Annotated in this window: 19 protein-coding genes and 1 tRNA gene; 9 read left to right on the forward strand and 11 right to left on the reverse strand. The window is 66.2% G+C overall.

What is annotated here, in order from left to right; genetic code table 11:
- Positions 1 to 19 precede the first annotated feature (19 nt).
- Together OHQ90_RS38090 and OHQ90_RS38095 are read left to right on the forward strand one after the other, a co-directional pair.
- On the forward strand, positions 20 to 1,054 hold the full coding sequence (locus OHQ90_RS38090) for a PLP-dependent cysteine synthase family protein (RefSeq protein WP_328406067.1): 1,035 nt from the start codon (positions 20 to 22) through the stop codon (positions 1,052 to 1,054).
- 43 nt (positions 1,055 to 1,097) lie between these two features.
- Complete coding sequence (locus OHQ90_RS38095; RefSeq protein ID WP_328406069.1) at positions 1,098 to 2,501, forward strand: MATE family efflux transporter; 1,404 nt, start codon at positions 1,098 to 1,100, stop codon at positions 2,499 to 2,501.
- Positions 2,502 to 2,609: 108 nt separating this feature from the next.
- Here OHQ90_RS38095 and OHQ90_RS38100 read toward each other — a convergent pair whose 3' ends face one another.
- From OHQ90_RS38100 to OHQ90_RS38110, 3 genes are all read right to left on the reverse strand, one after another.
- A complete protein-coding gene (locus OHQ90_RS38100) occupies positions 2,610 to 3,185 on the reverse strand; it encodes a TerD family protein (protein WP_328406071.1) in 576 nt (191 codons plus the stop codon).
- 75 nt (positions 3,186 to 3,260) lie between these two features.
- A complete protein-coding gene (locus tag OHQ90_RS38105) occupies positions 3,261 to 3,746 on the reverse strand; it encodes a hypothetical protein (protein ID WP_328413398.1) in 486 nt (161 codons plus the stop codon).
- Positions 3,747 to 3,866: 120 nt separating this feature from the next.
- The gene (locus OHQ90_RS38110) at positions 3,867 to 4,331 is read right to left on the reverse strand and encodes a flavodoxin domain-containing protein (protein ID WP_328406073.1); all 465 of its coding nucleotides are present in this window, start codon (positions 4,329 to 4,331) and stop codon (positions 3,867 to 3,869) included.
- 560 nt (positions 4,332 to 4,891) lie between these two features.
- Here OHQ90_RS38110 and OHQ90_RS38115 point away from each other — a divergent pair.
- Positions 4,892 to 6,316, forward strand: coding sequence for a stealth family protein (locus OHQ90_RS38115; protein ID WP_328413400.1), 1,425 nt, complete (start codon positions 4,892 to 4,894; stop codon positions 6,314 to 6,316).
- Here the strand turns inward: OHQ90_RS38115 and OHQ90_RS38120 are convergent.
- From OHQ90_RS38120 to OHQ90_RS38145, 6 genes are all read right to left on the reverse strand, one after another.
- Complete coding sequence (locus OHQ90_RS38120; protein WP_442941528.1) at positions 6,264 to 7,211, reverse strand: phosphodiesterase; 948 nt, start codon at positions 7,209 to 7,211, stop codon at positions 6,264 to 6,266. The two genes, OHQ90_RS38115 and OHQ90_RS38120, sit on opposite strands and share 53 nt — an antisense overlap.
- Positions 7,212 to 7,361: 150 nt before the next feature.
- Positions 7,362 to 8,231 (reverse strand): C40 family peptidase, encoded by an 870-nt coding sequence (locus OHQ90_RS38125; RefSeq protein ID WP_328406077.1) that lies wholly within the window; start codon positions 8,229 to 8,231, stop codon positions 7,362 to 7,364.
- Positions 8,232 to 8,616: 385 nt separating this feature from the next.
- Positions 8,617 to 9,336 (reverse strand): MazG family protein, encoded by a 720-nt coding sequence (locus tag OHQ90_RS38130; protein ID WP_328406079.1) that lies wholly within the window; start codon positions 9,334 to 9,336, stop codon positions 8,617 to 8,619.
- Positions 9,333 to 12,947, reverse strand: coding sequence for a transcription-repair coupling factor (mfd, locus tag OHQ90_RS38135; RefSeq protein WP_328406081.1), 3,615 nt, complete (start codon positions 12,945 to 12,947; stop codon positions 9,333 to 9,335). Before mfd ends, OHQ90_RS38130 begins: the two co-directional genes overlap by 4 nt.
- 166 nt (positions 12,948 to 13,113) lie before the next feature.
- A complete protein-coding gene (locus OHQ90_RS38140) occupies positions 13,114 to 13,761 on the reverse strand; it encodes a TetR/AcrR family transcriptional regulator (protein ID WP_328406083.1) in 648 nt (215 codons plus the stop codon).
- A 216-nt stretch (positions 13,762 to 13,977) separates the two neighbouring features.
- A complete protein-coding gene (locus OHQ90_RS38145; RefSeq protein ID WP_328413402.1) occupies positions 13,978 to 14,592 on the reverse strand; it encodes a TetR/AcrR family transcriptional regulator in 615 nt (204 codons plus the stop codon).
- Positions 14,593 to 14,873: 281 nt separating this feature from the next.
- On the opposite strand from OHQ90_RS38145, the gene OHQ90_RS38150 reads away from it, so the two are divergent.
- From OHQ90_RS38150 to OHQ90_RS38175, 6 genes are all read left to right on the forward strand, one after another.
- Positions 14,874 to 14,944 (forward strand) — tRNA-Gln (locus tag OHQ90_RS38150).
- 72 nt (positions 14,945 to 15,016) lie between these two features.
- Positions 15,017 to 16,507, forward strand: coding sequence for a bifunctional UDP-N-acetylglucosamine diphosphorylase/glucosamine-1-phosphate N-acetyltransferase GlmU (gene glmU, locus OHQ90_RS38155; protein ID WP_328406085.1), 1,491 nt, complete (start codon positions 15,017 to 15,019; stop codon positions 16,505 to 16,507).
- Positions 16,504 to 17,484, forward strand: a complete 981-nt coding sequence (locus tag OHQ90_RS38160) for a ribose-phosphate diphosphokinase (protein WP_328406087.1) — start codon at positions 16,504 to 16,506, stop codon at positions 17,482 to 17,484. The genes glmU and OHQ90_RS38160 overlap by 4 nt, the downstream gene beginning before the upstream one ends.
- A 132-nt stretch (positions 17,485 to 17,616) precedes the next feature.
- Positions 17,617 to 17,877: a hypothetical protein gene (locus tag OHQ90_RS38165; RefSeq protein WP_328406089.1), complete on the forward strand. Its 261-nt coding sequence runs from the start codon at positions 17,617 to 17,619 to the stop codon at positions 17,875 to 17,877.
- 124 nt (positions 17,878 to 18,001) lie between these two features.
- Positions 18,002 to 18,580, forward strand: a complete 579-nt coding sequence (locus tag OHQ90_RS38170) for a hypothetical protein (RefSeq protein ID WP_328406091.1) — start codon at positions 18,002 to 18,004, stop codon at positions 18,578 to 18,580.
- A 30-nt stretch (positions 18,581 to 18,610) separates the two neighbouring features.
- Entirely contained in the window at positions 18,611 to 19,243 is a 633-nt protein-coding gene (locus OHQ90_RS38175) for a DUF2461 domain-containing protein (protein ID WP_328406093.1), read from the forward strand.
- A 7-nt stretch (positions 19,244 to 19,250) separates the two neighbouring features.
- On the opposite strand, the gene OHQ90_RS38180 is transcribed toward OHQ90_RS38175, so the two are convergent.
- Positions 19,251 to 20,168 (reverse strand): ribonuclease Z, encoded by a 918-nt coding sequence (locus OHQ90_RS38180; RefSeq protein ID WP_328406095.1) that lies wholly within the window; start codon positions 20,166 to 20,168, stop codon positions 19,251 to 19,253.
- A gap of 6 nt (positions 20,169 to 20,174) precedes the next feature.
- The gene (locus OHQ90_RS38185; RefSeq protein WP_328406097.1) at positions 20,175 to 21,359 is read right to left on the reverse strand and encodes an aminotransferase class V-fold PLP-dependent enzyme; all 1,185 of its coding nucleotides are present in this window, start codon (positions 21,357 to 21,359) and stop codon (positions 20,175 to 20,177) included.
- Positions 21,360 to 21,366 lie beyond the last annotated feature (7 nt).

A 21,366-nucleotide genomic window follows, 5' to 3' on the forward strand; every position in this document is an offset into this window, starting at 1 on the left:
CCGAACGATGGAGACACCCATGCCGCTCATCACGCGCGTGACGGATCTGATCGGTCGCACCCCCCTGTTCGAACTGGCGACCACTGCGACCGGCACCCGGCTGCTGCTCAAGCTCGAGCAGTTCAACCCGACAGGCGCGGCGAAGATCCGGATGGCGCGTGCGATGGTGCTCGATGCCGAGCGCAGAGGGTTGCTGACCGATGGCGGGCATATCATCGAATCCACATCCGGGAATACCGGACTCGGCCTTGCGGTAGTTGCTGCCGAACGTGGGTACCGCTTCACTGCCGTGGTCGATCATCACGCATGTAAGGACAAACTGCGCGCTATGCGGGCAATGGGAGCTGAATTGGTATTCGTCGCCGACGGGGACGACGACAACCTGGCCACCTCGGCACGAGAGGACCTCGCCGAGGCAATGGCCGCCGGACTTTCCGACGCGTATTTCACCGAGCAGCACAACAACGACGCCAACGCGGTCGGCTACTACGCGGTGGCCGAGGAATTGCTGAGGGACGTGGCGCGGGTCGACATCCTGCTGTCTGCGGTGGGCACCGGCGGTTCACTGTTCGGCACCGCGACCCGGCTGCGCCAGCTCGGCTGCACGCCGCGGGTGATCGGTGTCGAGCCGGTCGGTTCCATCGCCTTCGGCGGCCCCGGCGGGCCGTACTGGCAGTCGGGCACCGGCACGCCGCCCGGCGCGAGCATCGGCACCGCCGTCGACTACTCCCTGCTCGATGAGGGTGTGAAGGTGTCCGATACCGCGGCTTTCGCTACCGCCCGCGCGATCGCGGCCAAGCTCGGCCTGATGATCGGCGGCTCCGCGGGCGGCTCCGTGCACGCCGCGCTCACCAGGCTGGCGGAATTCCCGCCCGGCTCGACCGTGGTCACCATTGTCTGTGACGGTGGCGAAAAGTACCTGGACACCGTTTTCGACGACGACTGGATGAACGACCGCGACCTGCTCGACGCCGCCACCGAACGCGAGGTCTGGGAGATGCTGGACCGTTACTCCCCCACCGCCCGACGCGCCCAGCTTGTGGAGGCGCGATGAACACTCTTTCCCTGCCGAGCGCGTCGCCGGCGGAGGCACCGCGGTGAATCTCTCGAGCTACCGGGCCGACAGTCGGCGGCTGACCGCGGTGGCGACGCCGATCGCGTTGACGCAGTTGGCTCAGATTGCGGTGTCCACCACCAACATCGTGCTGATGGGGACGCTCGGTGTGCGTGAGGTCGCGGCAGGTGGCCTCGCGATCGTGCTGTTCAACCAGATTCGCACCATGTGCGTCGGGCTGATCACCGCGACCGGCAATCAGATCGCGAGCGCGGTGAGCGCGGCGGGCAAGCGCGGCGATTCAGCCGACCGCGAGGTCCGTGCGGTAGTACGGTCCAGCTTCCTGATCGCGACCGTGGCCGGGATCCTCGGTGGCGCAGTGCTGATCGGCCTCGGCTGGGCATTGCGGTGGCTGGGCCAGGACGCGGCAGTGCTCGCCGATGCACGACCGCTGATGGTCGCGCTCGCGCCGGGCCTACTGCCGTGCTTGTGGTTCCAGGTATTGCGCCAATACACCGTCGGCATGCAGCGCCCGCAGGCGCTGCTGCTGGTGACCCTCGGCTCCGTCGCACTGAATCTCGTACTGGCGCTTGCCTTCATCCACGGCTGGGCCGGGCTACCCGCGCTCGGTCTCACAGGCATCGGCATCGCAACCTCGCTGGTCTTCCTGATCACTTTCGGCGTCTTCTGGGCGATGGTGGACCACGACGCGGAACTCGGCGCCACCCTGGCGATCCGGCCGTGGCCGGTGCACCGGGCGACGATCACCTCCGAGCTGAAACTGGGCACGCCGATCGCGCTGACCTACGGCTCGGAAGCGGGCATGTTCTCGGTGCTCGCGCTGGTGATGGGCAGTATCGGCCCGGCCGCGCTCGCGGCGCACAATGTCGTCTACCAGATCATCTACATCGTGTTCCAGGTCGCGATCGGCCTGTCGCACGGTGCATCGATCCTGGTCAGCCATGCGGTCGCGCGCGAGGAATACAGCCATGCCCGCGCGCTGGCCTGGCTGGCGCTGCGCCATGTCGCCGTGGTCGCCGCGGTGACCGGCTCGGTCTACATCGTGGCGCCGAATGTGGTGCTTCGCCTGTTCCTCGAACCGGGCGACACCGCGACCATCGAGCTGGCCCACACCCTGCTGCTGATCGGCATCGTGCTCCAGTTCTTCGACGCCGCACAGAACATCGGCACCGGACTGCTGCGCGGCCTGAAGGAAACCAACGCGGGCTTCCGGCTCTCCCTGGTCGGTTACTGGCTGGTCGGCCTGCCGACCGCGCTGCTGCTGGCCTTCCCGGTCGGCCTTGGCGCCGTGGGCGTGTGGTGGGGGCTCACCGCGGGCCTGGCCACCACCGCCGCGCTCATGTTGCGTCGCTACTTCACGCTGCTCGACGCCAAGGAACACCCACACCCGCGCCTGGTGCCGGAGAGTCTGCCCAGCCCGGGCTGAGTCCCGCCGGCAGCCTGGCTGAATCGGGCCCGACTCCACCTGAATCGGGCCCAGCTCCGTCCGAACGGCTGGCCCAGCCTCAGCCGAGTCGGGCCCAGCCGCGCTGAATCAGATATGGACGCCGTAGTCGCGCGCGATTCCGGCGAGCCCGGACGCGTAACCCTGACCGATGGCACGGAACTTCCACTCGTTGCCGTACCGGTACAGCTCACCGAACACCATCGCGGTCTCGGTGGAGGCGTCCTCGGTCAGGTCGTAGCGGGCCAGTTCGGCGCCGGTGTTCTGGTCCACGACCCGGATGAACGCATTGCGGATCTGCCCGAAGGACTGGCCACGCGCGTCGGCGTCATGGATCGAAACGGGGAAGAAGATGTTGGTGATGGTCGGCGGTGTCGCAGCCAGGTCGACAACGATCGTCTCGTCGTCGCCCTCGCCCTCACCGGTGAGGTTGTCACCGGTGTGTTCGATGGTGCCCTCGGGCGAGCGGAGGTTGTTGTAGAAAATGAAATGCTGATCCGACAGCACTTTCAGGCTCGGCCCGGTGGCGAGCGCGCTCGCATCGAGGTCGTAGTCGGCCCCGGTGGTGGTGCGGACGTCCCAGCCGAGCCCGACCGTCACCTTGGTGAGGTTCGGTGCCTGCTTGGACAGCGAAACATTTCCGCCTTTGGCCAATGTGACGCTCATGATCCCCTTCCGCTCGGCGCGTTCGCGCCGCCTTTCTCCACGATTATGACTCGGTACCAGAAGTGCTGCGTGGGTTCAGTTCTGGTTTTCCGCCCAGGCGCGCAACGTTGTCACGCGGCCTTCCAGCGCACGTAACTCGGTCGCGTCGAGCACCTTACGCTGGATGCCGTCGGCCACCTCGAATGCCGACTGCCGATGATCGTCGATCACCTCGACGTCGATCCGAACCGCCACATAATCGGGCGCGCCGGGCAGGTCCTCAGGGATCACCTGCGCCTTGCCCCGCGCACACAATGCGACGTCGCCACCCCCGAGAATCAGCAGCGCGACATCGGCGCGCTCCCGCAGCCGGGCCAGCGAACCGCGATCGGATTTCAGGCTGAGCAGGATGCGTCGGTCACCGGCACGGACCGGCCAGGACACCGGAATCGCGTGCGGCGCCGGGTCGGTGGTGACGAGTACCGCGATCGTTTCCTGCGGCCATTCGGGCAACACGTCCAGCACGGGGTGATCATCGGTCGAGTGGTCTTGACGTTGCGCAGGGCTCGCTCCGGCTGCCATCTTCGTCACCTCATGGATCGTCACGCGCGACGGGCTGTGCCGCGCTGATAGCAGTCTAAGGTGCTGTGCCCCTTGTCCGCTGGCCCTGCCACCTTTGTCCGAACTGCTTTCAGCCGACTATTAGACCGAGGTCAGGACAGCCTTGGCTGAGTCGAGGAGTGCGCAAGCCCAGTCGCGTGCCATGTCCTCGAGGCGAACTTCGGACGACGCGTCGTGGCGCGCATGCTCACCCACTTGGGTCGCGCCGCACCAACGGAACTTCTCCGCGATGATCTCGCCGCCGCGGTTGAACGTGTCACCGTAGACGGAATCACCGAGACCGAACACGGCGAAGCGCAGTCCGCTCAGATCGGGACTGCGCGCATCGAGGGCGTCGATGAGAGGTTCCGCTCCGGTCGGCAGATCGCCGTCACCGTAGGTGGAGCACACCAGGACGTGGAAATCCCGAACGTCGAGATCGTCGACATCGAAATCGAACATGTCGTACACCGAGGCATCGTGGGCGGCAGCCATGACGTCCGCGATGCTGTCGGCGGCGGTCTCCGCCGTACCCATCTCGGATCCGAACAGAATGACAACGCGCACCGGGATCGCCCCTCTCCGCAGGATATGGTGAGGCTATCCTAACTCAGTCGACCGGCTGTTAGGCGGCGCAATGGCATCGACAGGGCAGTGTGTTCGGATTGACGGCAGGTCGCCATGGATGCATCATTTTCTAGCAACGCCCTGTTCATCTGGGGCTTCTCCCTTTTTCGCCGGCCGATGATTGTCCGGCCAAGCGTGCTGTTCCCGTTCGCGCTCGCCTCGACTCACCGTGCGCACGCCACAGCACTTCCCACGACGCCATGGCGTCCCGCCGTAAGAGAGGTGAGAACGAATGGTTTACCGATCGTCTGGATATCGTGCCGTCAATACGTTTCTCCTCCGCTACGGCACTGTCCCCAATTTCTGAATGCGGCCGCATCGGACGCGGTACCCCTGTCGACGTTCCCGCGTCGGCGGGCCGACCGCTCGGGTGATGCACCCGGTTCGATGCGGCAGCCGGCGAAGTCCCGACGCGCGGCGTCTGCGGACCTTTCGATATGCGGACAGATGTGGAGACAGAAATGGTGGATATGGGGGCAGTGGATCCAAGGGCCGTGGAGATGGTGCTCCGGCCGACGGCCGGGAATCTGATCGTATCGACGACGCTGATCGACGACCTGGGTTATCTGCGAGCGGAACTCGCGGCAGCAGAGGTGCCGTTCCTGCTCGTGCGCGACTGCGGACATCGGCTCGTGCTCGCCGCCGACGCGGCACACCGAGCGATGCTGCAGCGTGTGATCGCGACCGCGATCACCTCGGGTTTCGCCTGTAAGGAAGTGCAGCACAACGTATTACGGCTCGGCCGCGACGCGGACCCGGCACACCACGTCGAGCTGGAGTTGTGGCAGTACCACGGCGACACCGTCGAATGCCCGCGACCGAACGCCTTGACGCGCATGGTTTTCGACCTCGCCGATGTCGAGCAAACCACGGTGCGCCTGTTCGAACGCGGCTGGCCGACGCTGGTGGACATGTTCGCACCGCAGCCGACCGATGTCGCCTTCGATATCGACATCGTCTTCTCCTGGGTGGACGGCTCCGACCCGGAGTTCCGCGCCCGCCGCGCAGGCATGCTCGCGCAGGTCGTCGTCGGTGAAGGCGACGACGCCGACGCGCGCATCCGGCAGATCGACGAACTGAAATACGCACTGCGGTCGGTGGATAAGAACGCGCCGTGGATCCGGCGCATCTTCATCGCGACCGATTCCGCGGTGCCGGACTGGCTCGGCGCGCACCCGAAGGTGACTGTCGTGCGTGCGGTCGACCACTTCAGCGACACCAGTGGGCTGCCGACCTTCAATTCCCATGCGGTGGAATGCCAGTTGCAGCACATCGAGGGGCTCAGCGAGCACTTCTTGTACTCCAACGACGACATGTTCTTCGCCCGGCCGGTGCGCCCATCGATGTTCTTCACCCCGGCCGGGGTGAGCCGGTTCATCGAGGCCGACACCAGGATCGGCCCCGGCCGAAACAACGAGCGCCGCAGCGGTTTCGAGAATGCGGCGCGGGTGAACCGCGAGTTGCTCGCCGCGCGGTTCGGCCATGTCATCACTCGGCATCTCGAGCACACGCCGGTGCCGTTGCGCCGCAGCGTGCTCCTCGAAATGGAGGACGAATTCTCGGGGGATTTCGCGCGGACCCGGACGAGCCGATTCCGGTCTGCTACCGATATTTCGGTGACCAACTCGCTTTATCACTACTACGCGTTGTTCTCCGGACGCGCGGTGCCGCAAGAGTCCGCGCGGATGCGCTACGTCGACACCACGAGCCGGACCGGGCTCACACTGCTCGACGGACTCGCCGCGCATCGCGATGTCGACTTCTTCTGCCTCAACGACGGGAGCTTCCCCGAGATTACCGAAGCCGAACGGGTCCGCGCGGTCTCGGAATTCCTGTCCGGCTATTTCCCCGACCGGGCGCCGTGGGAGCGCGTCAGTGCACCGCCTCGTCATCAGATTTCGGAGTCTGCGCCTGGCGCCGCATAACCCTTGGAATGCGGGTCGCGGGCGGGATCACGATGCCCTCGTCCGCCAGCGTGCGCGCGGCTTCCTCGGGCGTCGACGGGGTCCCGACGGTAGGTCCTCGATCGATGGGGACCACCGAATGGACCACCGTGTCGGGGTAGACGTGGACATAGTTGAACGACTGCGCCCCGTCGCGACCACGCAACCCGCCCTCCGCGACCCCGAGATCCTGGCTATAGCAGGTCGCCGACGCCACCGATACCGGGATGCCCGCGAATGTCGCGCTCGTCGAAAAATGCAAATGCCCGGCCAGAATGGCGCGCACATCGCTGCCGTCGAGCACATCGGCGAGCCTGCGCTGATCACGCAGCTCCACGGTGACGGCCAGGTCGATGACGCATGGCACCGGTGGATGATGCATCGCCAGAATCGTGCCGAACGGGGCCGGCTCGGCGAGCACCGACCGCAACCAGGCCAGTTGGTCGTCGGTGATCTCGCCGTAGTGGTGGCCGGGCACCGACGTGTCGAGGGCGACGATGCGCAAACCGTCGACCATGTGCACTCGGTCGAGCGGCGCAGTGGACTCCCGCTCCCCGAGCAATCGCCGGCGCAGCGCTCCCCGATCGTCGTGATTGCCGGTCACCCAGACGATGGGCGCGTGCAATCGTCGCGCGAACGGCTCGACCAGCGCGCGCAATTTGTCGTAGGCGGCGGGCTCACCCTGGTCGGTGAGATCACCGGTGAACACCAGCGCGGTCGGCCGGATATGACTGGCAGCGGCCTGGTCGAGCAGCTGGCGTAACCGCTGCTCAGCGTCGACGGCACCGTACAGTTCGCCGTCGCCTGCGATCAGATGGGTATCGCTGAAATGGAACAACACGTGATTCGGCCGCGGGTGCTCCGCGACTCTGCTCATGGGCACCGGACCGAACGTCCTCCCCGGCGGTTTTCCCGCCATTGGCTTCGGGTTCCACCGCCAGGATAGCGAAGGCCCACTGACGGGTTTCCCGACGCACGGTGACGACATGCTTGCGGGGAGGTGTGGGTTCGGTGACAAAACTGCCGATCAGAAGCGACGTGCGTCGGCCTGGGGCATCGAGGTCATCGGGGAGATCTCGACACCGCTGCCGTACGTCCAGTCGTGGATGACGGTCGCTTCGCCCGTGTACAGACCGGCGTGGCCGCCGGCGTAGCACGACAACGGGTCGCCTGGTTCCAGTTCATCGACCGATATCGGGGTGCCCGAACCGAGTTGTTCGTAGCTGGTGCGATGCACCGCTGTGCCCGCTCGGTCATAGAACCACTGCGCCAACCCCGAGCAGTCGAAGGCATCCGGGCCCGCGCCGCCGGCGTGCTGCGACTCGAGCTCGGAGCGCGCGAGGTCGACGGCGAGCTCATCGATGGTTCGCGGCGTCGCGACCCGAGGGAGCGCAGGAGGCCTGCTGCCGGGAACATCTGTCAGGAACGGGAATTCGACGCCCGGCACACCAGCGATCAGGGGCTGCACCGCGGCGGGAAGGTCGGAGAGGAACGGGAGTCCGACTCCAGGAATCACGCTGGGCCCGACTCCAGGAATCACACGGAGCCCGACTGCACGAATCACCCGGGGATCGTCGACACCGAGTGCACTTGGGGAAGTGAGCGACTCGAGTCCGGCAGCGTCGATGACACTCTGCGGCTCGGCCCCCGGAATAACGGTGAGCGGCGCGAATTCGAAGCCCGGAACCTCGGTGCGGCCCGGCAACTCGCCGCCGAGCGCATCCATCGGAATCGAGATGCCGTTCGGGACTTCGATGGCGCCAGAGCCGGGAATCGGAACCGGTTGAGCCGCCGCGGGTGCGGCGGTCAACACCAGACAGCCGATACCCGCGGCGGCTGTGGCAACAGTCCAGCCGGCTGCCGCGTGCGAACGTTTTCGATGAACAGAAATCTTCATACGGTCCTCCGATGCTCACATCGAGGCCCAGATGGTCGAACACGGACTCCATCAAGGCCTCGAAAGGATTTCGAAACACATGTATAGAAAGTCCAGCGGATCCAAGTGAAATCTTGCGGCATAGCTCGCCGATTGCGGTATCGACACACCGAATAACTATAACGAAACAATAACGAGCGTTAGAAAACGTGGTTATCTCACAACAAGTCCCGTTCACATAAAGGCCAAAATCACTAACTACCTGCGAGGTTACCGCGAATCGAAGACGGCGCGGCTCGGTCGGATTCGGTTCGACACATGGGTGAACCCACTGTATTTCACGCTGTCGACGACCGATCTCGTTGACCGTCAACCCGATCAGGCAGCCCTGCGGCCGAACCACAGCCTAATCCGCAGCGGGCCAATGCTTCCGCCAGTCCGAGACCGATAGCGCAGCCCGTTCGCCACGGCTCGCTTCGGCGGCATCCTCGGCGGCGCGAATCTCGGCTGCGAACGCGAGAGTCGCCTTGCGGAGCCGTTCTTCGGCGCTACCGGGGCCGCCCAGCCGCACCGTGCGAAGGGCATCCGGAACGAGGTCGTCCGGTAGGCCGGCCTTGGCGCTGCGCTCGCAAACCTTTTCGGCGAGGGCGAGGGCGGGCTGCGCCATGGCGATGCCGTCCAGGCAGGAACGCCGGGACTTTTCACTGGACTTGCGCTCTTCCCACGCTTTTTCCTGGGCCGCGATCTTCTCGGCGACCGTCGCACCGGGGTCGATGGGCGCATCGACGAGGTGCGGGCTGCGATTGACGAGCTTGGCGACCAACGCCGCCGCGACATCGTCGACCGTGAATTCCCCTGCGGCCTCGGCGATCCGGGAGTGGAACAGCACCTGCAGCAACAGATCGCCGAGTTCCTCCTTGATGGTTTCGACGTCGTTGTGCTGGATGGCGTCGAGGAGTTCGTAGGTTTCCTCGAGCAGGTAGGGACGCAACGAGTCGTGGGTCTGGGTGACCTCCCACCCGCCGAAGTTCCAGAGCCGGTCCATCACCTCCACCGCCTCGGCCAATCCCTCGGCGAGCCTGGCCGTGTCGGAGGCGGTGCCCTCCGATGCCGAGGAGCCGGTCATCGCGACGCCGAAACCTCGGTGGCGACGGTGAGATCGACCGCGCCCTGTGCTTTTCCGTCCAACGCCAGCAGCAAGTCGGCGACGAACTGCAGCAGCACCACGTCACGGACCCGCTCGGCGCCGACACTGTCCTCGACCCTCGGCAGCGGCAGCTGGACCACGCCGCTGGCGGCCCGGTAGCCCGCGCTGGGGTAGATGCGCTTGAGACGCATCTGCTTGGAGTCCGGCAGGCTCAGCGGCGCAACCTTGAGAGTGGTTCCGGTGACCGCGATTTCGGTGACGCCGTATTCGCGGGCCAGCAGGCGCAGCTTGGCCACCGAGATCAACCGGCCGACCTCGACCGGCAGCGGGCCGTAGCGGTCGACGAGTTCCTCCACCACCAGGGCCAGGGCCGGATCGTCCTGGGCGGCCGCGAGCTTGCGATAGGCCTCCAAGCGGAGGCGATCGCTGGCGATGTAGTCGGGCGGGATATGCGCGTCGACCGGGAGATCGATGCGCACCTCCTTGATCTCCTCGGTGGTGATCGGCTTGCCGTCCGCGGCGGCGCGGTAGGCCTCCACGGCCTCGCCGACCAGGCGCACGTACAGATCGAAGCCGACGCCCGCGACATGACCGGACTGTTCGGCACCGAGCACGTTTCCTGCGCCACGGATTTCGAGGTCCTTCATGGCCACGGCCATGCCCGCGCCCAGATCGGAGTTCTGCGCGATGGTGGCGAGACGGTCGTAGGCCGTTTCGGTGAGCGGCTTCTCCGGCGGATACAGGAAGTAGGCATAGCCGCGCTCACGGCTGCGCCCGACCCGGCCGCGCAGCTGGTGCAACTGCGAAAGGCCGAGGGAGTCGCCGCGTTCCACGATCAGCGTGTTCGCATTGGAGATGTCGAGCCCCGTCTCGATGATCGTGGTGCAGACCAGCACGTCGAATTCTCGCTCCCAGAAACCCTGCACGGTCCCTTCCAGCGCGTCCTCGTTCATCTGACCGTGCGCGACCGCGACCCTGGCCTCCGGCACCAGATCGCGAATCCGCTTGGCGGCCTTGTCGATCGAGGACACCCGGTTGTGCACATAGAAGACCTGGCCGTCGCGCAGCAGCTCGCGGCGGATGGCGGCGGTGACCTGCTTGTCGTTGTACCCGCCGACATAGGTGAGCACCGGATGGCGCTCCTCGGGCGGAGTGAGGATGGTGGACATCTCGCGAATGCCCGCCAGGCTCATCTCCAGCGTGCGCGGAATCGGCGTCGCGGACATGGTCAGCACATCGACGTGGGTGCGCAGCGCTTTGATGTGCTCCTTGTGCTCGACACCGAAACGCTGCTCCTCGTCGACGACGACCAGGCCGAGGTCCTTCCAGCGCACGCCGGTCTGCAGTAATCGGTGCGTGCCGACCACAATGTCGACACTGCCGTCGGCCAGGCCCTCCAGCACCGCCCGCGACTCGGCCGGATCGGTGAAACGCGACAGCCCCTTCACCGTGACGGGGAAGCCGGCGACGCGTTCGGCGAAGGTCTGCAGATGTTGTTGTGCGAGCAGCGTTGTCGGGACCAGAACCGCGACCTGCTTACCGTCCTGAACTGCCTTGAACGCGGCGCGCACCGCGATCTCGGTCTTGCCATAGCCGACGTCGCCGCACACCACGCGGTCCATCGGGACCGGCTTCTCCATATCGGCCTTCACCTCGGAGATGGCGGTCATCTGGTCGACGGTCTCGGTGAAGGCGAACGCGTCCTCCATCTCCTTCTGCCACGGGCTGTCGGACGCGAACGCATGCCCGGGCGCGGCCTGTCGTGCCGCGTACAACTGCACCAGTTCACCGGCGATCTCGCGAACGGCCTTACGCGCCTTGCGTTTCGTATTCGCCCAGTCGGAGCCGCCGAGCTTGGACAGGCTCGGCATCTCCCCACCGACGTAGCGGGAGAGCTGATCGAGGGATTCCATCGGCACGAACAGCCGGTCGCCCGGCTGGCCCCGCTTGCCGGGTGCGTATTCGATGACCAGGTACTCGCGGCGCGCCCCGCCGACGGTCCGCTCGATCATCTCCACGAACCGGCCGATGCCGTGCTGGTCGTGCACCACCATGTCGCCCGCGTTCAGCGCAAGCGGGTCGACCTGGTTGCGCCGCTTGGCGGGTAGTCGCTTGCCTTCGCCCGGTGCAGTGACCCGGTTGCCGGTGAGATCCGATTCGGCGACGACAACCAATCCGGCGTCGTCGAGCACCATCCCGTCGTGCAGCGAACCGCACAGCACTCCGACCACGCCCGCGGTCGGTTCGGCACCCGCCGCCAGCGCCGCGGCGGGCACCTCGGCGTCGCCGAGTCGCTCCAGAATGCGTTGCGCCGTACCGTGTCCGGCGACGACAACCACGGCACGGCCACCGGTCGCCACGTGCGCACGCATCGACGCGAAGATCGTCGCGACCAGTTCGTCGGAACCGCGCGCCGCGGGACCGGCCAGCACCGGCAACACAACCTCGGCGGGATCGCCGGAGGTGAGCGGGCTCAGGCTCCACCAGGGCAGTCCCTGCGCGTTCGCGCTGTCGTGGATTTCCGGCAGCGCACGGTAGCCCGATGCGGCGAGGTCGAGACCATGTGCGCCCAGCGGCGCGTCGCTGCCGAACGAGGCCGCGGTCCAGGAGGCTTCGAGAAATTCCTCGCCGGTGCGCACCAGATCGGCTGCGCGAGTGCGGATCTTCTCCGGATCACACAGCAGCAGATGGGTTCCGTCCGGCAGCACCTCGGTGAGCAGCCGCAGCTCGCCGGGCTGCAGCACCGGAAGCAGTGCTTCCATGCCCTCGACCGGGATGCCCTCGGCCAGCTTCTCCAGCATCTCGACCAGCGCGGCATCGGCCGCGTTCTCGACGGCGACCTCGGCGGCGCGATCCCGGACCGCCGCGGTCAGCAGCAGTTCGCGACACGGCGGCGCGACGACGAGGTCCACCTCAACGTCGAGCAGCGATCGCTGGTCGGCGACCGCGAACGGCCGCAGCTCGGTGATCTCGTCGCCCCAGAACTCCACGCGCACCGGGTGATCGGCGGTCGGCGGGAAGAGATCGAGGATGCCGCCACGCACCGCGAACTCGCCGCGCTTACCGACCATGTCGACTCTGGTGTAAGCGAATTCGACCAGGCGCGTGAGCAATTCGTCGAAATCCAATTCGGCGCCGACGCGCAGCACCACCGGCTCGATATCGCCGAGCCCGGCAGCCATCGGCTGCATCAGCGATCGCACCGTGGTCACCACTACACGCAGCGGCTCCGGGAACGTCGGATCCTCCGGATGCGCCAGCCGTCGCAGCACCGAAAGCCTGCGCCCGACCGTGTCCGCCCCCGGCGAGAGCCGCTCGTGCGGCAGCGTCTCCCAGGAGGGGAACTGCGCAACGGCGGGGCCGAGAATCTCCTCGAGCTCGACAGTCAGGTCGTCGGCCTCACGACCGGTCGCGGTCACCACCACCAGCGGCTCGCGCGCCGCGATCGTCGCCGCCACGAACGGCCGCACCGCGGCCGGCGCGACCAACTCGACCGGCGACTTCCCGACCAGGTCGGCGACGGTTCGCAGCGCGGCGTCGGCACCGGCCACCGCGGCCAGTCCCGCCAATGGTGGACGATGGGTGGACATGCGGACTCCTGAGCTCAGGCGGGGTTTAGGACGGCCAACCGAGTCTAGCCACTCCCCCTGACAGGCAACCCGGCCCCACATGGGGACCCGATCTCGACCGAACATTCCATCCTGGCCGACCCGCACAGGTGAGTCCTATGGGCCCGTTCGCGGCCACGCGGCAAAATTACGGCACGTAGCGGCGGAGACGGCGAGCGGCGAACTCACGGAAGTACGACAATTTCTCCGGCGGCACGATCGACGGCAGCAGGAAGAACCACATGCGTTCCATCCGCGCGGCCATCTGATCCATCGAATCGGTGCCGACGGCGATGATGTGCACGCCCGCGGTCATCTCCTGCAGTAGCACCCCGATCACCTCGGGATCGAGCTCGGGCTCCAGATCGCCCTGGGTGATGGCGCGTTCGGAGAGCACGCGGTAGGTGTCGCCCCACGTCTTGGCGATGTTGTCGCCCTGGGCGCCGCGGTAGTCACCGATCTGATGGGTCAGCTTGAGCATCGCGCCGACCATCGGGTCGTTCATCGATAGGTCCGCGACCACATAGGTGATCCCGATGCACGCTTCGAGCGCGGGCACCCGGGGATCGAAGAAACCCTGGCACGAACTGACCAGGCGCTCGTTGCCCTGGTCGACCACGGCGCGCGCTAGCTCTTCCTTCGAACCGAAGTGAAAGTACAAGGCGCCCTTGGTCACGTTCGACTGCGCGATGATCTCGCTCAGGCTCGCATTCGCATATCCCAAGCGCAGAAAGACATCGGCAGCGCCCGCAAGGACGGAATCGCGGGTGATCTCCGCGCGCGCTTGCCTAGCCATCAAATCCGCCTGTCATCCCTAAAACCAGCCATCCTGAAGTAGACCGACATCACGAACAAGACCGACTTACCGCCCGAACAGCACCCAGAGGATGCGTGAACCGTACCACCAGGTGGGCGCCCGCCAATCAATTCGAGCATTCGATCGGACCTCCGTCGCAATTTGCTGGTTACCAACCCGGTCTTGCACCGAACAATCCCGGTTACCCCAACCGTGTCAATCACCCTTGTCAGTGCGCCATTCCGAGCTCAACTGCGGATCGGCCTCCAGGTTGCTGAGCCCATTCCAGCAGAGGTTCACCAGATGTGCCGCGACAACCTCTTTCGACGGTTTGCGCTCATCCAGCCACCAGGTTGCCGCGGTGGAAACCATGCCGACCAATGCCTGCGCGTACATCGGCGCGAGACTGGTATCGAAGCCTCTGCGCTCGAAATCCCCGGCAAGGAGGTGGGATACCTGATTGACCGCTTCGTTGAGCAGGCTCGAGTAACGCCCATCGGTGGTCGTCGCAGGCTGATCGCGGAGCAGGATTCGGAAGCCGTCGGTGCGCTCGTCGATATAGGTCAGCAGCGCGAGCGCGACCTGCTCGAGCCGGATCCGCGACCGGTTCTGGGTCAGCGAGGAGGTGATCATGTCGAGCAGCATCGACATCTCCCGGTCGACGACGACCGCGTACAGACCTTCCTTGCCGCCGAAGTGTTCGTACACCACGGGTTTGGAGACCTGGGCCCGCTGCGCGATCTCCTCGATCGAGGTCGCGTCGTACCCGCGTTCGGCGAACAGTGCGCGACCGATCTCGATCAACTGCTGACGCCGCTGCGTACCCGTCATCCGGGGCCGGGGCACGCGAGGCTCACCCGAAGACATCGCTCCCGCCTCCCTTGCGCACGACCATAAGTTGGCAACAACTGTTCCAGACAGCCCCACTGCACCACGAGTCACCCCGGGCAGCGCCGATCGATCGGCACTGCGCCGACGCCGAACCAAACATCCGACGACCGGCAAAAAGACGCCGGGAGACGGGGAGCATTCGCCCGAGAGCGCAACAGTATGCGAGGATCTTCATCGTGCTCGAGCACAGCGGCGGGTTCACCCATCCGCCGGTGTGATAATCCGCCGTAGTGTAATGGCAGCACCTCTGATTTTGGTTCAGATAGTTCAGGTTCGAGTCCTGGCGGCGGAGCTCACCGGCACGATGGCCTATCGTTGGCCCCGCACGTTGGCCAGCACGATGACAGGCAGCCGAGGGAGATCCATGCCACAGCAGACCGCCGTCGTCGTTCTCGCAGCTGGTGCCGGGACGCGGATGCGGTCGAAGACCCCTAAAGTGCTGCATTCGCTCGCCGGTCGAAGCATGCTCGCACACGCGCTGCATGCGGCTAACGAGATCGACCCCGCGTTTCTCATCACCGTGGTTGGACACGACCGCGAGCAAGTCGGCGCCGCGGTCGGCGCCGTCGCCGCCGATCTCGGCCGCGAGATCATTACCGCAATCCAAGAACAACAGCTCGGCACCGGACACGCCGTGCAATGCGCACTGCAGGCGCTGCCCGAAGATTTCACCGGCGACCTGCTCGTCACCTCAGCCGATGTGCCGCTACTCGACGGGCACACCCTGTCCGCGCTGCTCGATGAGCACCGCAGCTATGCCGAACGCTCCGCGGTCACGGTGCTGACCTTCGTGCCCGACGACCCGAACGGCTACGGCCGCATCGTCCGCAATGCCAACGGCCAGGTCACCGAGATCGTCGAACATGCCGACGCCACACCGGAACAGAGCGCGATCAACGAGGTCAACTCCGGTGTGTACACCTTCGACGCCGCAGTGCTTCGCACCATGATCGGCCGACTGTCCACCGCCAACGCCCAGCATGAGCTGTACCTCACCGATGTGCTGCGATTGGCCCGCGAAGCCGGACATCCGGTGCACGGCGCCCGGCTCATCGACGCGGCGAAGGTCACCGGCGTCAACGATCGGGTGCAGCTGTCGGACGCCGCGCGCACGCTCAACCGCTACATCTTGGAGCGGCATATGCGGGCCGGGGTGACCATCCTCGATCCCACGACCACCTGGGTCGATGCGAACGTGAAGATCGCGCGGGACGCGGTGATCCGGCCGGGGGTGCAGCTGCTCGGCGGCACCGACATCGGCGAGGACGCCGAGATCGGACCGGACACCACCTTGACCGATGTGGTCGTCGGCGTCGGCGCTCGCGTCGTGCGGACCCACGGCGACCAGGCCATGATCGGCCCGGGCGCGACTATCGGCCCCTTCAGTTACCTGCGACCCGGCACCGTGGTCGGAGAGTCCGGCAAGCTCGGCGCATTCGTCGAAACCAAGAACGCCACGATCGGCGCGCATTCGAAAGTACCGCACCTCACCTATGTCGGCGATGCCACCATCGGCGAACACAGCAACATCGGTGCGTCGAGCGTTTTCGTGAATTACGACGGAGTGAAGAAGCATCACACCACTGTCGGATCGCATGTGCGCACCGGGAGCGACACCATGTTCGTCGCACCGGTCACCGTGGGTGACGGCGCGTATACGGCGGCGGGTACTGTACTGCGCAGAAGCGTTCCACCGGGGGCTCTCGCGGTGTCAGGTGGACCACAGCGCAATATCGAAAACTGGGTCCAGCGGTACCGTCCCGGCACTGCTGCGGCGCACGCGGCGGCGGAAGCCATCGCGGCCAACGAGATGTCGAGTCAGGCAATCGAGCAAAAGGATGGCAAACAGCAGTGACCGCGTCATGGACCGACAATCAGAAGAACCTGATGCTCTTCTCTGGGCGCGCGCATCCTGAGCTGGCCGAGCAGGTCGCCAAAGAGCTCGACGTACACGTCACCCCACAGACCGCGCGCGACTTCGCCAACGGCGAGATCTTCGTCCGCTTCGAGGAGTCGGTCCGCGGATCCGATGCGTTTGTCCTGCAAAGCTTTCCGGCGCCGCTCAACCAGTGGCTCATGGAGCAGCTCATCATGATCGATGCGCTCAAGCGTGGTTCGGCCAAGCGGATCACCGCGGTGCTGCCGTTCTACCCGTACGCCCGCCAGGACAAGAAGCACCGCGGCCGTGAGCCCATCTCCGCCCGCCTGGTCGCCGACCTGCTGAAGACCGCAGGCGCCGACCGCATCATCACCGTCGACCTGCACACCGATCAGATCCAGGGCTTCTTCGACGGGCCCGTCGATCACATGCATGCGCAGCTGCAGCTCGCCGAGTACGTGCGCAACAACTACAGCCTCGAGCACATCACCGTGGTCTCCCCCGACTCCGGTCGCGTGCGCGTCGCCGAGAAATGGGCCGACTCGCTCGGTGGCTCGCCGCTGGCGTTCATCCACAAGACCCGCGACCCGCTGGTGCCCAACCAGGTCAAGTCCAACCGGGTCGTCGGTGAGGTCGAGGGCCGCACCTGCATCCTGATCGACGACATGATCGACACCGGTGGCACCATCGCGGGCGCGGTCAAGGTCCTCGAGGAAGCCGGCGCGGGCGACGTCGTTATCGCCGCCACGCACGGCGTGCTGAGCGATCCGGCCGCCGAGCGCCTCGCGAACTGCGGTGCCAAAGAGGTCGTCGTCACGAACACGCTGCCGATCAGCGAGGACAAGAAGTTCCCGCAGCTGACCGTCCTCTCCATCGCGCCGCTGCTGGCCCGCACCATCCGCGAGGTCTTCGAAAACGGTTCCGTCACCGGCCTTTTCAACGGCAACGCCTGAGACATTGCCCCGGAAACGGCGGCCGGGACCACGGGTCCCGGCCGCCGTTTCGCGTCGGTGGTCCGCGGCTGCGGTTACCGTTCGCCGTGTCGGGTCCCATTTGCAGGATGGGCGCCGGAGGATACTGGTCGTATGGACCGTGAATCGCTGGACACCGACATGGGGGACGACAAGCAGGCGGACGAGATCAGGGAGTACGAGCGCAATATCGAGGATCCACCCGCCGACCTGCTGATTCGTGACCATGAGAACGACGACGACGGCCGCCTCGGCATCGCCGAGGAGCTCGAGCAGGAGTGGACGCCAGACAGTCAGGCCACCGAGGATGCCGAAGCCGACGAACGTCCCGCGGAGGTCGCCGCCATGGTGATCATCGACGATTCCGAGGTATGACACCGTTCCCTGCCGAGTAAACAGGCCCGACCCGTCCGGGGAAATCGAAACGCGTGATCGTGCGAGGGCCGGCTCCACCGTGGTACCCCGCAGAGCGCGACCGGACACACACGAGGAGGGCGTCATGACTACTCCGCAGCATCCCGACAACCATGACAAGGCGGCCGCGCCGACCGGCGGCGGGCCCCGACCGCCCGAAGACGAAGCGCCCCCGGCGCAACCCGGCAGCGCGCCCCAGCCCACCGGCGATGCGCCACAGCCCACCGGCGATGCGCCACCGCCGCCGGACGCCGGATCACCGTCGCTCGCCAAAGAGCCTGAGCCGCTGCAACCTTCAGGCACGGAGTGGGCAACCCCCGCGGTCGGCGCGCCGGACAACTACCCGCAGACCGGAGCCCCGCAGGAATCGCCCTACGGCGGGTTCCCCGCCTACACCCAGCAGCCGTATCAGGAGTACGGTGCCGCGCCCCAACGATCCGGCGCTCAGATCTATTCGATCATCGCCTTCGTCTGCGCGGCGCTCTCGCTGCTTTTCTGCCCCATCCTGTTCGGCCCAGCAGGCATCATTCTCGGCGTCATCGGCCGCAACAAGGGCGAATCCCTCGGCAAGGTCGCCGTCATCGTCGCCGCGGTCGCCATGGTCATCGGAATCGTCGTGAGCTACATCGTGCTGGCCGGCGACGCACTCCCCGACCAGAGCTGACCGGGGAACCCACCGGGTAGATTTTTCTCCATGAGCGGATTCGGTGGGTTCCCCCCGGCGGGATTGGACTTCTACGAGGACCTCGAGGCCGACAATTCGAAGGCCTTCTGGAATGCGCACAAGGACGTCTACGAACAGTCGGTGAAAGCGCCGATGGTCGCACTCGCCGCGGAACTGGAGCCGGACTTCGGCACCGCGAAGATCTTCCGCCCGTACCGCGACGTCCGCTTCTCGAAGGACAAATCGCCGTACAAGACCGCGCAGGGCGCGGTGGCAGGCGTCGCACCGGGTGCCGGGTGGTACGTGCAGATCAGCGCGGCCGGGTTGTTCATCGGCGGCGGCTTCTATTCGGGCTCCCCCACCCAGGTCGCCCAACTGCGCGCCACCGTCGCCGACGAGGTGCGCGGCGCCGAGCTGGAGGCCATCCTCGCGAAGCTGACCAAAGCGGGGTACACGATCGGCGGGGACAAGCTCAAAACCAAGCCGAAGGGCTACGAGGCGGACCATCCCCGCATCGATCTGCTGCGCCACAAATCTCTCACTTGCAGTAAAGAATTCGGCGCGCCGCCATGGCTCGACAAGCCGAGGGCCGCGAAGGAGATTCGCGCCGCGTGGGAAGGGATGCGTCCCCTCATCGAATGGCTTGCGGCCGTCGTGGGATGAGCCCGGCTCAGTGCCGGGGCGGCAGCGGGATTCTCGCCAGGTCTTCCGCGACAACGATCGGGCCGGTGAAATGCCGTGCGGCTTCGGCGAAATGCTCGTCGAGGTCCCGGTATCGCTGGGAGAAGTGCGTCAGCACGAGCGTGCGCACTCCCGCTGCCGCGGCCACCCTGGCCGCTTGTCCTGCGGTGAGGTGCCCGTACTCCTCGGCGAGGCCGGCATCGGCGTCCAGGAACGTCGCCTCGATCACCAGCATGTCCACCTCGGCGGCCAGCTCGTGGACGCCCGCGCAGAGCCGAGTGTCCATCACGAACGCAAAACTCTGCCCCCGCCGCGGCGCACTGACTTCGGCCAAGGTGACTGTGCGCCCACCCCATTCGATCGCACCCTGTCGCTGCAACTGCCCGACGATCGGTCCGCGAAGCCCGATGGCACGGAGTCGATCCGGCAGCATACGGACACCGTCGGGTTCGGTGATCCGGTAGCCGAAGGCCTCGACCGGATGCGACAGCGGCACCGTGGCCAGGGTGAAAGGCGCGCCGGATGCGGCCAACGAGCCCGGCCCGGTGATCGGATGCCTGCGCAGCTCGACCGTGTGATGGAAGGCGGTGGCATTACTGAGCCGATCGAGATACTGCTCGCCGGAGGCGGGGTAGTACACGTCGACCGGATGTGGGACTCGGTCCAGATTGATCCGCTGGATCACCCCGGGCAGGCCGAGGCAGTGGTCGCCGTGGAAGTGGGTCACCGCGATGCGGGTGATATCGGTGACCGAAACCCCCGCGTACGCCATCTGCCGCTGCGTGCCCTCGCCGGGATCGAAGAGCAGGCCCTCCTCGCCCCATCTGAGCAGGTACCCATTGTGGTTGCGCTGTTTGGTCGGCACCTGGCTCGCGGTGCCGAGGACGACGAGTTCGCGTGGTGACATGGGTGCTCAGAGCGCTGCGACGGCGGCCACGAAACGGTCCAGCTCCTCGAAGCTGACGAAGCAGTGCGGGGAGGCACGGACCACCGACGCCAGACCACGCGCGGTCATATCCAACAGCGTGGAGGAGGCGTGACTGACCGTCACCGTAATTTCTTGTGCCGCAAGATGATCGCGGACCTCGACGGAGTCGATGCCGTCGACGGTGAAGGAGACGATGCCGTTGTGCCTGATGCCGATGTCACGGACGGTGACGCCGTCGATCTCCGGCAGCGACTTGCGCAAGTACGCCGCGCGGGCCGCGATGGCGGCGTAGACATCGTCGGGGCCGAGGTCGAGCAGGTACTGCACGGCGGCGCCCAAGCCGAGGCGGGCCGCGACATCGCATTCCCAGAATTCGAATCGCCTCGCATCGGGGGCGAGGGTGTAGGTGCCGGGCGCCGTCCACCCTGCGCTGTGCAGGTCGAGACGTTGGGGCACCATCGACGTGGCCAATTCCGGGCGCAGGTATAGAAATCCGGTGCCGCGTGGTCCGCGCAGCCACTTGCGGCCGGTCACCGAGAGCGCGTCGACGCCGAGTTCGACCACATCGATCGGGAGCTGCCCTGCGGACTGGCAGGCATCCAGCAACACCAAGGCGCCGACCGTGTGCGCGATCCTGGTGGCCTCGGCGGCCGGGTTGACCAGTCCGCCGTTGGTCGGCACGTGCAACAGCGAGACCAGCTTGACGCGCTCGTCCATCATGGCCGCGAGGGCGTCGAGATCGAGCTGGCCACTGCTGTCGCTGGGGATGTGCTGCACGGTTGCCCCAGTCGCCTTCGCGCGCTGCAATGCCGCGATGGCGTTGCTCGCGTAGTCGGCGCCGGAGATCAGGATGCGATCGCCGGGCGAGAGCGGCACCGAGTAGAAGAAATCGGCCCAGGAGCGGGTGGCGCTGTCGCTGAGCGCGATGCTGACCGGGTCGGCGTTGATGAGCGTGCCGATCACGGTTTTCACGCTGGCGAGATCGTCGAGACGTTCGTTTGCAGCACGGTAGCCACCGATCTCGGCTTCGCGACGCAGGTGATCGACGACGGTGTCGGTGACAGTCCGCGATGGCAGTGACGATCCCGCGCTGTCGAGGAAAACCAACCCGGTTCCCGAACTCGACGAGATGCCTGGAGTGTCGTCCCGTACGCGATGGTCGTCCAGCATGCCGACG

The organism is Nocardia sp. NBC_00403 (genome assembly GCF_036046055.1).
In the GTDB taxonomy this organism is placed as follows: domain Bacteria; phylum Actinomycetota; class Actinomycetes; order Mycobacteriales; family Mycobacteriaceae; genus Nocardia.

Bases quoted from the DNA above. Each gene is read 5' to 3' on its own strand.
- OHQ90_RS38090 (WP_328406067.1), top strand. From the start codon at position 20: ATGCCGCTCATCACGCGCGTGACGGATCTGATCGGTCGCACCCCCCTG.
- OHQ90_RS38100 (WP_328406071.1), bottom strand. From the start codon at position 3,185: ATGAGCGTCACATTGGCCAAAGGCGGAAATGTTTCGCTGTCCAAGCAG.
- OHQ90_RS38105 (WP_328413398.1), bottom strand. From the start codon at position 3,746: ATGGCAGCCGGAGCGAGCCCTGCGCAACGTCAAGACCACTCGACCGAT.
- OHQ90_RS38115 (WP_328413400.1), top strand. From the start codon at position 4,892: ATGGTGCTCCGGCCGACGGCCGGGAATCTGATCGTATCGACGACGCTG.
- OHQ90_RS38120 (WP_442941528.1), bottom strand. From the start codon at position 7,211: ATGAGCAGAGTCGCGGAGCACCCGCGGCCGAATCACGTGTTGTTCCAT.
- OHQ90_RS38125 (WP_328406077.1), bottom strand. From the start codon at position 8,231: ATGAAGATTTCTGTTCATCGAAAACGTTCGCACGCGGCAGCCGGCTGG.
- OHQ90_RS38130 (WP_328406079.1), bottom strand. From the start codon at position 9,336: ATGACCGGCTCCTCGGCATCGGAGGGCACCGCCTCCGACACGGCCAGG.
- mfd (WP_328406081.1), bottom strand. From the start codon at position 12,947: ATGTCCACCCATCGTCCACCATTGGCGGGACTGGCCGCGGTGGCCGGT.
- OHQ90_RS38140 (WP_328406083.1), bottom strand. From the start codon at position 13,761: ATGGCTAGGCAAGCGCGCGCGGAGATCACCCGCGATTCCGTCCTTGCG.
- OHQ90_RS38145 (WP_328413402.1), bottom strand. From the start codon at position 14,592: ATGACGGGTACGCAGCGGCGTCAGCAGTTGATCGAGATCGGTCGCGCA.
- glmU (WP_328406085.1), top strand. From the start codon at position 15,017: ATGCCACAGCAGACCGCCGTCGTCGTTCTCGCAGCTGGTGCCGGGACG.
- OHQ90_RS38165 (WP_328406089.1), top strand. From the start codon at position 17,617: ATGGACCGTGAATCGCTGGACACCGACATGGGGGACGACAAGCAGGCG.
- OHQ90_RS38170 (WP_328406091.1), top strand. From the start codon at position 18,002: ATGACTACTCCGCAGCATCCCGACAACCATGACAAGGCGGCCGCGCCG.
- OHQ90_RS38175 (WP_328406093.1), top strand. From the start codon at position 18,611: ATGAGCGGATTCGGTGGGTTCCCCCCGGCGGGATTGGACTTCTACGAG.
- OHQ90_RS38180 (WP_328406095.1), bottom strand. From the start codon at position 20,168: ATGTCACCACGCGAACTCGTCGTCCTCGGCACCGCGAGCCAGGTGCCG.
- OHQ90_RS38185 (WP_328406097.1), bottom strand. From the start codon at position 21,359: ATGCTGGACGACCATCGCGTACGGGACGACACTCCAGGCATCTCGTCG.